Annotated in this window: 7 protein-coding genes and 1 pseudogene; 7 read left to right on the forward strand and 1 reads right to left on the reverse strand. The window is 50.1% G+C overall.

From position 1 onward, the window contains the following. Positions 1-8: 8 nt before the first annotated feature. The 7 genes from AC8GE9_RS00285 to AC8GE9_RS00315 all read left to right on the forward strand — a co-directional run bounded on the left by AC8GE9_RS00285 (position 9) and on the right by AC8GE9_RS00315 (position 8,586). Positions 9-1,490 carry an aldehyde dehydrogenase gene (locus AC8GE9_RS00285; RefSeq protein WP_506675129.1) on the forward strand — a complete coding sequence of 494 codons (1,482 nt, stop codon included), beginning with the start codon at positions 9-11 and terminating at the stop codon, positions 1,488-1,490. A 65-nt stretch (positions 1,491-1,555) separates the two neighbouring features. Next, entirely contained in the window at positions 1,556-3,496 is a 1,941-nt protein-coding gene (locus AC8GE9_RS00290) for a B12-binding domain-containing radical SAM protein (RefSeq protein ID WP_506675130.1), read from the forward strand. Further along, positions 3,493-4,224: an aldolase gene (locus AC8GE9_RS00295; protein WP_506675131.1), complete on the forward strand. Its 732-nt coding sequence runs from the start codon at positions 3,493-3,495 to the stop codon at positions 4,222-4,224. Before AC8GE9_RS00290 ends, AC8GE9_RS00295 begins: the two co-directional genes overlap by 4 nt. 144 nt (positions 4,225-4,368) lie before the next feature. Further along, positions 4,369-5,400 (forward strand): TRAP transporter substrate-binding protein DctP, encoded by a 1,032-nt coding sequence (dctP, locus tag AC8GE9_RS00300; protein ID WP_506675132.1) that lies wholly within the window; start codon positions 4,369-4,371, stop codon positions 5,398-5,400. Positions 5,401-5,402: 2 nt separating this feature from the next. Further along, positions 5,403-5,987, forward strand: coding sequence for a TRAP transporter small permease (locus AC8GE9_RS00305; RefSeq protein WP_506675133.1), 585 nt, complete (start codon positions 5,403-5,405; stop codon positions 5,985-5,987). Then, on the forward strand, positions 5,980-7,257 hold the full coding sequence (locus AC8GE9_RS00310; RefSeq protein ID WP_506675134.1) for a TRAP transporter large permease: 1,278 nt from the start codon (positions 5,980-5,982) through the stop codon (positions 7,255-7,257). The genes AC8GE9_RS00305 and AC8GE9_RS00310 overlap by 8 nt, the downstream gene beginning before the upstream one ends. Positions 7,258-7,386: 129 nt before the next feature. Next, entirely contained in the window at positions 7,387-8,586 is a 1,200-nt protein-coding gene (locus AC8GE9_RS00315; RefSeq protein ID WP_506675135.1) for an isovaleryl-CoA dehydrogenase, read from the forward strand. Positions 8,587-8,609: 23 nt separating this feature from the next. On the opposite strand, the pseudogene AC8GE9_RS00320 reads toward AC8GE9_RS00315, so the two are convergent. Then, a pseudogene (locus tag AC8GE9_RS00320) lies at positions 8,610-11,629 on the reverse strand (indolepyruvate ferredoxin oxidoreductase family protein). Positions 11,630-11,657 lie beyond the last annotated feature (28 nt).

The raw sequence follows: 11,657 nt of genomic DNA on the forward strand, positions 1-11,657 counted from the left end.
GAGATGCCATGAACACTTATAACCACTTCATCGATGGCCAGTATGTTGAGCCCGTTGGAAAGAAATGGATTGATAGTATTGATCCTTATTTGGGCAAGCCCTGGGCACGTATCCCGCAAGGATGTGCAAAGGATGTTGATTTGGCTGTTGCAGCAGCCTCTCGCGCCATGCGCGAAGGCCCTTGGGCGTCGATGAATGCGACGCAACGGGGCAAGCTGATGTTGCGTCTCGCTGACTTGGTGACACAGAATGCTGAACGTCTCGCAGAGCTCGAAGTACGAGACAATGGCAAACTGCTCGCCGAAATGCGTGGTCAACTTAACTATCATCCTGAGTGGTGGCGGTATTACGGCGGCCTTGCCGACAAAATCGAAGGCGCAGTGATGCCTATAGACAAGCCTGATATGTTTGCTTTTACGCGTTCTGAGCCGATTGGGGTGGTCGGTGCATTGACCGCCTGGAATTCTCCGCTCTTGTTTATTGCCTGGAAATGTGCGGCTGCGATCGCGGCGGGTTGCGCTGTTGTCGTCAAGCCTTCTGAGTATGCTTCGGTTTCCACTCTGGCGTTTGCTGAGTTGACCAAAGAGGCGGGCTTTCCTGATGGTGTGTTTAACGTTGTCGCTGGCTATGGCGCAGAGGCCGGTTCTGCTTTAGTTGATCATCCAGATGTCGCAAAAATCACTTTCACTGGATCAGACACGACAGGCGCGATGATTTATGCCCAAGCAGCCAAGAGTATGAAACGGGTTGCCCTTGAGTTGGGTGGAAAGTCACCCAATATTGTTTTTGCCGACTGCGATATCGACAAAGCCGCAGCAGGGGTGATTTCTGGGATTTTCGCCGCTACTGGTCAAACTTGTATAGCTGGCTCCAGATTGCTCGTTCAAAACTCGATCAAAGAAACCTTCACCCAACGCGTCGCTGACTTAGGTGCCTGTGCACGCAAAGGTGATCCAATGTCGCTCGATACAAATATCGGCCCTGTGACAACCCCTGTCCAATACAAAAAAATTCTGGACTACATGGCCATCGCAAAAGCGGAAGGCGCGCGCTGTATCCTTGGTGGTGGTCCCGCTCTCTCACCTGATTTACCAGGAGGCCAGTTTGTGGAACCCACGATTTTCACAGATGTGACACCCGACATGCGCATCGCACGCGAAGAGGTGTTTGGTCCTGTGCTGTCGATTATCGGATTCGAAGACGAGGCGCATGCGATCAAGTTGGCCAACGACACGATTTATGGATTGGCGGCAGGTGTCTGGACCGAAGACATTGGGCGTGCTTTACGTATGTCAGCTGCTTTAAAAGCCGGCACAGTGTGGGTCAACACGTATCGTGCCATAAGCTACATGATGCCTTTTGGTGGAATGAAACACTCAGGCATTGGTCGAGAAAGCGGTATTGAGGCGATCAAGGGTTTCCTTGAAACCAAGAGTACGTGGATCTCTTATGCCCAAGGTGCGCCGGCTAATCCGTTCATTATGCGTTGATTAGATATTCTTTTTCATTGATCAGAACCTCTTATACTAGGAGCCTCTGATCCCAGCCTGTCATTATGTCTAAAGCCAACTTGGCGACGCTTCGAGTTTTGTCTGTCATCCCGCCGATGACGCAGCTCAATACGCCTTACCCTTCGACTGCGTATCTAACCGGCTTTTTACGCTCGCGCGCTATTGAGGCTGTCCAAGAGGATCTAGCTTTAGCTCTAGTATTACGACTGTTAAGTTCAATGGGTCTTGAGGAAGTTGCTCTCAAGGTTGACAGTGTGACCGCTCGAAAACGAAGCCCATCGCTTCAGGCCTTTGTCGCGCAACGCAATCGCTATCTCAACACCATTGATGCCGTGATTGCTTTTTTACAAGGTCGTGACTCCACTCTTGCTCATCGTATCGTCAGTCGTCAGTATCTCCCCGAAGGGCCGCGTTTTTCAGCCTTGAATGCCTATGTCGATGATGAAACTGGCGATCCCTTGGGCTGGGCGTTTGGTGCGCTCGGGATGCAGGATCGTGCCAAGCATTTGGCGACGCTTTATTTAAATGATTTGGCGGATGTCTTGCGCGATGCCGTCGATTCAAGATTTGAGTTTGTACGTTATGGCGAGTCGCTTGCAGCAAGTCAGGCAAGCTTTAAACCTTTAGCCCTCGCACTCGCGGCACCTAAAACGCTGGTAGACCTTTATCTGGAAAAACTGACCCTTGAGGCGATCGCCCGGCACGCACCGACCGTTGTCTTGCTCTCGGTTCCATTCCCGGGAACGGTCTATGCAGCATTCAGGATTGCGCAGACCATCAAAGCGCAGCATCCTGAGATCAAAATCGTCCTTGGCGGAGGCTTTGCCAATACTGAACTTCGCGAGCTCTCTGAGCCCCGAGTCTTTGATTTCGTAGACTTTGTGACTCTTGACGCGGGTGAGCGACCCTTGTTATCACTGCTTGATTATTTAATAGGCAAGCGATCGCAGCAACGCTTAGTACGCACCTATTGTCGTGATACGGAGTCTGGTGAGGTGCGCTATATCAATATGATCGAGCCCGAGGTGCCGTTCGAGGAGGTGGGCACGCCTACATGGGATGGGTTACCGATTTCTGACTATCTTTCATTGCTAGACATGCTTAATCCCATGCATCGTCTTTGGAGCGATGGGCGCTGGAACAAGCTTACCGTGGCCCATGGCTGCTATTGGAAAAAATGTAGTTTTTGTGACGTGAGTCTAGATTACATCGGACGTTATGAGACAGCCTCTGCAGTGGTACTCGCCGATCGTATCGAAGCGATCGTACGTGAAACCGGACAGACGGGTTTTCATTTTGTCGATGAGGCTGCACCTCCTAAAGCATTAAAGTCTCTTGCCTTGGAGCTTATTAAACGCGACCTCAACATCTCTTGGTGGGGCAATATCCGGTTTGAAAAAACCTTCACCCCGGAGCTTTGTCAGCTCCTTGCTCAAAGCGGTTGTATTGCGGTTTCGGGTGGTCTTGAGGTGGCATCAGATCGTCTTCTCAATTTGATGAAAAAAGGCGTGTCTGTTGAACAGGTCGCTCGCGTGACGCGCGCTTTTAGTGATGCAGGGGTGTTGGTCCATGCGTATTTGATGTACGGATTCCCAACTCAAACGGTCAAGGACACTGTAGATGCCTTGGAATATGTCCGCCAGCTTTTTTCCAATGGCTGTATACAAAGTGGATTTTTTCATCGCTTCACCTGTACCGTACATTCGCCTGTGGGTTTAAATCCTTCTGCTTATGGCGTCACACTCGAGCCTTTATCGCCGACGAGCTTTGCTAAAAACGATGTCGGTTTCAACGACCCAACGAATGTCGATCACGCCGCATTAGGCGTTGGCTTGAGAAAAGCGATTTATAACTATATGCATGGTATCGGCCTCGAAGAGGACGTGCGAAGCTGGTTTTCATTCAAAGTACCGCGCACTTCAGTTGCGCCACACTATATTGAACTTGCGTTAGAACAACAGTCCGCTTCTGGAGAAATAAGATGACAATGAGCATGCATGAAGAAGATTTCGAGTCTCCTGCGATCCGCTCCTTGCGAAAGGACTTGGCTCTTGCCTTGCGAGCTGCAGCCCATCATGGGTTGTCCGAAGGTGTCTGCAATCATTTCAGCGTTGAAATCCCTGACGAAAGCGGACGCTTTCTCCTGAATCCTCGAGGTTTGCTGTGGAGCGAGATTCAGGCTGAAGACATTGTGATGATTGATGCGCAAGGTGAGATATTGGCCGGTCGACATCCCGTTGAACCGACTGCTATGTTTATCCATGCTGCAGTGCACCGAATTGCTAAAAAGACGTGTGTACTCCATACCCATATGCCCTATGCCACTGCATTGACCTTGACACGACAGCGGGCGTTGGACACGACTCTTTCGCAAAACGCCATGCGCTTTCACGGTCGCGTGGCGATCGATGCACATTACAACGGCTTAGCGCTTGATCCAGGCGAGGGCGAGCGCATCGCGCAGGCGATGCAGGGGGCGGATGTTGTATTTCTTGGTAATCATGGCATAGTGGTATGTGGTGAAAGGGTAGACTATGCCTACGATGATCTGTACTTTCTAGAGCGAGCTTGCATGATGCAAGTGCTGGCGATGTCTTCTGGTCTTCCGCTCGAGCCTGTTGATGCCACCTTGGCTAAGCGCGTTGGAGATCAGACCCTTGGTGAAAGATTGCAGTCTGAGTTATTTTTCAAAGCCCTAGGGCGTACACTTTAAGACCTAGTGGTTTCCCCGATGTTTTCCTAGGTTTTCTCAGGTAATAGGGGTAAACATTATTTACTTAATTAGGCTAATTCGTTACTGTGAATGATCGTCTAGTTCACAGCGTGGACTAGACTTCTTTTTTTTCAAGGAAATCACATGTCCTCTTTATCCATAAAACTCATGACTGCGTCGTTTGCAGTGCTGGCGTCGGCGTTGGTCGCGACACCCGCCTCGGCTCAGGAAAAACTTCGCATTGCGCTCGACACGAACCCTGTTCATGTCCGTAACAAGGGCGTGGAAATTTTTGTTGAAGAATTGAAAAAACGCACGGGTAACCGTTTTGCGATTGAAGTCTACCCAAGCGGCCAGTTGTTCCGTGATCGCGATGTCCCGCGCGCACTGCGTCAGGACGCCGTTGAAATGGCTGTTCCTGGTACATGGCAACTCGACAGTGCTGAGCCAAATGCAGCCTTGCAAAGTTTGCCGATGTTTTATGGCGTGGATGGCCCGACCGTTTATAAAGTGATGGACGGTAAGCTCGGTGAGTTTTTGAATAAAAAATTCGAAGACCGCATGCGCATCAAGATTCTTGGTAAGTGGATGGAGCTGGGTATGCAGCACACTTACAGCATCAAGAAAGAAATTAAAACGCCGACCGACTTCACTGGTATGAAACTTCGCTATGCAGGTGGTACTGCAAATGCGCAACGTATCAATACCCTAGGCGGTACCGCTCTGCTCGTGCCATGGCCTGATGTTCCATTGGCTATGAGCCAAGGCGTGATGGATGGACTGGTGACGACATACGAAAGTAGTCTTTCATCCAAACTGATGGATTCAGGCATGCGTTTTGCCTACGAGGACAGCAACCAGTTCAACCAATATGTGCCGATGATGCGCGCAAACTTCTTCAACAAACAGCCCAAAGAAGTACAACAGGCGATTCTCGAGTCTTGGGATATCGCCGCGACACAGCAACGTAAAGACGCGACTAATGCGCAATTAAAAGCTAAAGAAGCATTGGTTAAAAGTGGCTTAAAAGTCGTGGTGCCTACTCAGGCAGAGTTGCTCGCAAGCCGTCAAAAGCTGATGAAGATGCAACCCGAACTCGTCAAGAGTATCAAGATGGATAATGACGTGGTCGACGAAGCACTTAAAAACCTTAAAGCTGCAGGTGTGGCGTACTAATCATGCAAGCTAAAGACACAGTTCAGGCAGCCGAGCCGACTGGCAACAGACTCTACGAGACTTTGCGTCAGAAAGCTCAGGCTGACCTCGAGGCAGAAGCCCATGCAGTACCCAAGTCTCATCCTATCGAAGCTTTGGTGGTGGGCGGCTTGGCAACGCTTGCTCTGGCGATGTGTTCCTACAACGTCATTGTGAGATTGACCGTACCCTCGTTGACACTGGACTTTGTCGAAGAAGTACAGGTGTACATGGTGATCTGGGCGGTTTTTTTATCGCTTGGCACCGTGACCCTGTTGGATCGTCACGTCAAGTCAGATTTTTTTATCAACATGTTCCCACCAAAACTGAAGCATAGTGTTGAAGTACTTGCCGATGTGCTAGGTTTGGTGTTTTCAGTTTTGGCTGTTTACTACGGCAGTGCAGTGGCCTATCAAGCTTGGGAATTCGGTGATGTTTCAACAACAGTGCTCAGAGTCCCGCTTTGGATATACTTCGCGGCTTTGCCTGGTGGCGCTTTTGTAATGGGCTTGGCGTATATCGTCCGTCTCTATCGCAAATGGTGTAAGCGGGAGCAGCAGCATGTTTAGTTTCTTTTCTCCCGTCTTTATTATTCTTCTGTTTCTTGGCGTACCCATCTATTTGACAATGGGTGTGACCTCGGGCTTAGTCTTCGCCTCTGAAGGTAGTCTGATTCCTCTCGCGCAAAAGGTCATTGACGAGTTGAACTCGCCTACTTTGTTGGCCATCCCGTATTTTGTGATTGCTGCAACGTTCATGGAGCGTGGTGGTGTGGCCAAAGCGCTGATTAATGCAGCGACAGCCTGGATCGGACGTGTTCACGGTGGCTTAGGTTTGGTTTCTGTACTGACCTGTGCGATTTTTGCCGCCATGTGTGGATCCTCGGTCGCGACCGCGATCGCGATGGGTACGATTATGATTCCGGCCATGCTTCGTAATGGCTACAACCCTGCTTTTGCGGGCGGCATCTTGGTCTCTGCAGGGACTTTGGGTATCTTGATTCCACCGTCGCTGGCTTTTGTGGTTTACGGCGTACTCGCTGATGCATCTATTCCGCGCTTGTTCTTGGGTGGCGTTGTACCCGGTCTCATTAGTGCTGCGATGATGGGAGTTTACGTTTATTTTTACAGCAAGAAAAATGGTTACGTCGATCGCGTACCCATGCCTCGCGATGAGAAAATCAAAAAAACCATCAATGCGATTCCTGCCTTGCTGGTTCCTGTTGTGGTACTGGGTGGTCTATACGGTGGCTTTGTCACGCTGACTGAAACAGCTGCTTTATCGGCCGTTGTGGCGATTGTGCTTTCCCTGTTTGTCTACCGCGAAGTCAAGCTGGGAGACTTTTTGCAAGTGATGACGCATGCTGTGCGTAGTGCGGCGGCCATCATGATCATCATTGCGATGGCGCTTGCTTTTGGTCACTTGATTACTGAAACGGGCATCGCGCAAAAGACGCTTGATTTTGTGAAAGGTCTGGATATTCAGCCATGGCAGTTCTTGCTGGCGGTCAACATCATTCTGATTATCCTGGGCATGTTCCTCGAGGTCTTCTCGATATTATTGATCATGGTGCCGATTATCTTGCCTTTGCTTGAGCCTCTGGGTATTGATCCGATTCATTTTGGTGTGGTGCTTGTGATCAACATGGAGTTGGCGTTGATGTCCCCTCCTGTGGGCTTGAATCTGTTCGTGATTAGTAATATCTCCAAGATCCCCTTAGCGCAGGTATTGCGTGGCACGATGCCGTTTTTTGTTCTAATGGTTGGCTTGTTGCTTGTGGTGACTTACATCCCGATTATCTCCACTTGGCTGCCTAATTTGTTGATGGGTCCAGGTTAATCCCTTATTCATTCAACCAAACGGAGCCCCCTTGCTTGAAATGAGTGAGGGGGCTTTTACATTGAGTATCGTTAAGCTACATTAAGCTACATAAAGCTGACTGAATGAAGTAAGCCCTAAGGATCAATGATGCTGACATACACGCTTGATGATGGACTTTCAGAAGAATTAAATGCCTTACGCGAAGCCGTCCGTGCGTTTGCGGTCAAGGAAATTGCTCCGAGAGCCTCTCAGATTGATCGAGAGGATCAGTTTCCGATGGATCTCTGGCGCAAGATGGGCGATATGGGATTGCTTGGCGTGACCGCGAGTCCCGAATATGGTGGCGCCGGCATGGGATATCTTGCGCACATGATCGTCATGGAAGAAATTTCCCGGGCTTCTGCTTCTGTCGGCTTGTCATATGGAGCTCACTCTAATTTATGCGTGAATCAAATCATGCGAAACGGTACAGACGCTCAGCGTGCAAAATACTTACCGCTCTTAATTAGCGGCGATCACATTGGCGCACTTGCGATGAGTGAGCCTGAGGCGGGTTCGGATGTTGTAAGCATGAAATTACGTGCGATACCAGATGGGGGTGGCTATCGTCTCAATGGCACCAAAATGTGGATTACCAATGGTCCGGATGCTCAGACGCTCGTGGTGTATGCCAAGACGGATCCGGATAAAAAAGCACGCGGTATTACCGCATTTTTAATCGATCGTGACATGCCGGGTTTCTCTGTTGCGCAAAGACTCGACAAACTCGGTATGCGCGGTTCTCACACGGGCGAACTGGTCTTTGATCACGTCTTTGTGCCGGCTGAAAACATTTTGGGTCAGCTCGATGGTGGTGTCAATGTATTGATGAGTGGATTGGACTACGAACGAGCAGTGCTTGCGGCGGGTCCCCTCGGTATTATGGGTGCCTGCCTGGATATCGTGTTGCCGTATGTCCACGAGCGACGTCAATTTGGGCAATCGATTGGAGAGTTTCAATTGATTCAAGGCAAACTTGCCGATATGTACACCACATATTCTGCCTGTCGCGCTTATTGTTATGCTGTTGGACGCACGCTGGATGCGCGCGCGCTAGGCTCAACACAGGGGTCGTCAATTAACCAGCGCGGATTACGCAAGGATGCTGCGGGTGTGATTTTGTACTGTGCAGAAAAGGCGACTTGGATGGCCGGTGAGGCGATCCAAATCTTGGGTGGCAATGGTTATATCAATGACTATCCAACAGGTCGCCTCTGGCGCGATGCCAAGCTGTATGAGATCGGCGCCGGCACCAGTGAAATACGCCGCATGTTGATCGGACGCGAGCTGTTTAACGAGTCGTTCTAGCACAACGTCTCTTGATTAACCGTTCAAGTCTGTTTGTGCCATTGTTCAAGTAGCTTTTGAGTTTTTTTCTTGGATTCTTCTAAGTGCTTGGCTTTGACATGACCATAGCCACGAATGTGTTCGGGCACAGTAGCAATCTGCACAGCTAAGTCGATATTGTCCAGCGTGAGCTCAGGTAAAAGCGCTTCGATACAGCATTGATACTCAGCGATCAACGCCCGCTCTGTGCGGCGCTCTTGGCTATACCCAAAGGGATCTAGTGGAGTACCACGTAATATCTTCAGATGTCTGAGTCCTTTCATGACGGGACGAATCCAGCTACCAAAGCGTTGTTTGATTGCCTCACCCTGTGCATTGTGTGCCGAGAGCAAGGGTGGGGCTAAATAATGGGTGATCTTATACCCGGGTTCAAATTGTTCAGAGATTTTGGCTACAAAATGATGCTCTGTATGCAGCCGTGCGACTTCATATTCATCTTTGTACGCCATCAGTTTAAAGAGATAGCGTGCAACGGTTTGCGTTAGTCTAAGGTTCGTGTTGGAGGAATCTTTTGTCAGGTTCTGTTCGGCTTGGCGAATGTGCTCAACAAACGCGAGGTATTGAGCCGCATAGCGTTTATTTTGATAACGTATCAGAAATTCAGAGCGTGTCTGAATGATGTGTTCAATGGATTGACGCGCTTTAAATTGAACAGGCTGCTCTTTAATGGTCGTTCTTGAAAGTTTTGGATCTAAAGCCGCGGCCCGACCCCATTCAAATGCCAGCAGATTACGCTCGACTTGTACGGTATTGAGTCTAAAAGCTTCGACTAAGGACTCCAATGAGAGAGGGATAAAGCCTTTTTGCCAACAATATCCAAGAAGGAGGGGATTCGCATAAATCGCGTCACCTAACTTGTCGACGGCCATTGCGCTTGTATCGAGACCGACGAGTTTCTCTGCGCCGACGGCTTGACCGAGCGCCGTTGCGCAAACGGCATTTGTAGAGTGCCAGTCAGGGCTTTGTACAAAACCAGCTGTTGGTGTGTCATGTTGATTAAGTGCGATGCGGGTGAGTCCCTTTTGAATCAATGCCACCGTGGTTTGACTCGCCGCCACGACACCATCACAAGCCACAATCAAATTGGCGCGTGCGATATCGACTTTGGTGGCGCACAGCGCATCGTGAGAGTGTGCAATTTGGATGTGGCTCCATGTCGAACCGCCTTTTTGAGCAAGTCCTGCGGAATCCTGTGTGATGACCCCTTTTCCTTCGATATGGGCAGCCATCCCAAGCAATTGACCAATGGTAATGACTCCAGTACCACCCACACCCGCCACGACGATACGATAAGGCTCTATGCAATCGGGAAGGGTAGGCAGCGCAAGGGTCGCTAGTTTTTTTTTGGAAAAGTGTTCACCACTTGTATTTCCATCGTTCACGTCAATTTTGACGATGGGTTTGCGAAGTGTCGCATTTTCAATGACAACGAAGCTTGGACAAAAGCCTTTTAAGCAAGACTCGTCTTTATTGCAACTGCTGTGATTGATTTGGCGTTTGCGCCCAAAATCCGTTTCAAGCGGCTTGACCGACAGGCAGTTACTCTTGGCTGAGCAGTCCCCACAACCTTCGCACACGAGTTCGTTGATGAGGACAACGCGTTTCGGATCCTCAAGTTTTCCTGATTTGCGATGACGTCTTTTCTCTGTCGCACATTTCTGGTCATACACAATGACGGTGGTGCCAGGGATTTCTCTGAATAAACGCTGGACGGTATCGAGTTCATCTCGATGCCAGATGCGCACACCAGGCTCTAATGGGACGCCAGCATAGCGCTGTGGATCGTCTGTGACGACGGCGACGCGTTGAACACCTTCAGCAATGCTGCTCTTGACGATTTGTGGGACCGATAGACCCACTGTGAAATCATGTGCCATCGCCAATATTGGCAAAAACGTGCTGATCTGTGACGAAATGAGATTGCCCAACCCAGGGCGCGCCTTCACCATCCATTTGAGTAAAGGTCGATGTTGAGCGGTCCATCCAAAGCACCATATAGTGACAACCGATACCGGCCATCGCTCGACTGCCCTCCGGCACTCGCGTGCTTGTGCTGTGTGGACATCCGCTGCAAAACCAAGGCTGTCGCTCACCCACGGCGCTCTCGACAACACTGAGGGCCCTTTGTTTTGCTTCGAGGATGTTCAATCTAGCATGTATACCCTCTCTGACTGCGTCTGGTAGATGGCGACGTAATAATCGTTTTGCGATTCTTGTATTCCATTAAACGCGTTTCTTGTTCGAGCGGCGCGTCAGGCCAGCGAATATGTAGCCCACCAGGGGGCAAGTTAAAGTCTTCGGGCAAAACTATCTTGACCCGATCTTGATCGATGTCTACGCTCGCACTTGATTCAACGACCTCTTGGATTGTCTTCATGCCTGACCAGAGACCCGAAAAGCGGCTCATGGCAAAGGCGTGCAGACCCATATCTAAAATACCTTGCACATCGTTTGGAAAAAAAACAGGTAATCCACAAGCTTTAAAGATATGGTCGCTTTGATGCGCAGCGGTCGAACTTTTTGCGATGTGATCGTCCCCGGCAATTGCAATGACACCTCCAAGAGGGGATGTGCCGGCCATATTGGCATGCTTAAACACATCGGAACAGCGGTCAACACCCGGCCCCTTGCCGTACCACAGCCCAAAAACGCCATCGTACTTTTTTTGTGTGGGATAAAGCTCTACTTGTTGCGATCCCCACACTGCAGTCGCGGCAAGCTCCTCATTAACGCCTGGTTGAAAGACAATGTGATGGCGCTTTAAGTGTGCCGAGGCTTTCTAGAGTGCCTGGTCATAGCCCCCCAAGGGACTGCCACGATAGCCGCTAATGAAACCCGCTGTATTGAATCCTGCTCGAGCATCTCGAAGCTGTTGCATCATCGGCAGTCTGACGAGCGCTTGAACGCCGCTCATAAAGGCGCGGCCCTGTTCCTGCGTGTACTTATCTTCTAGCGTTACCTTGTCATACACCTTTTGGGCGGATGTGGTCAGCGGTGCGTTCATGGGTAAATGTCCTTTGAGCGTGCCGATT

The sequence above is a fragment of the Zwartia lucis genome (assembly GCF_965234455.1).
GTDB classification, from domain to species: domain Bacteria; phylum Pseudomonadota; class Gammaproteobacteria; order Burkholderiales; family Burkholderiaceae_B; genus Zwartia; species Zwartia lucis.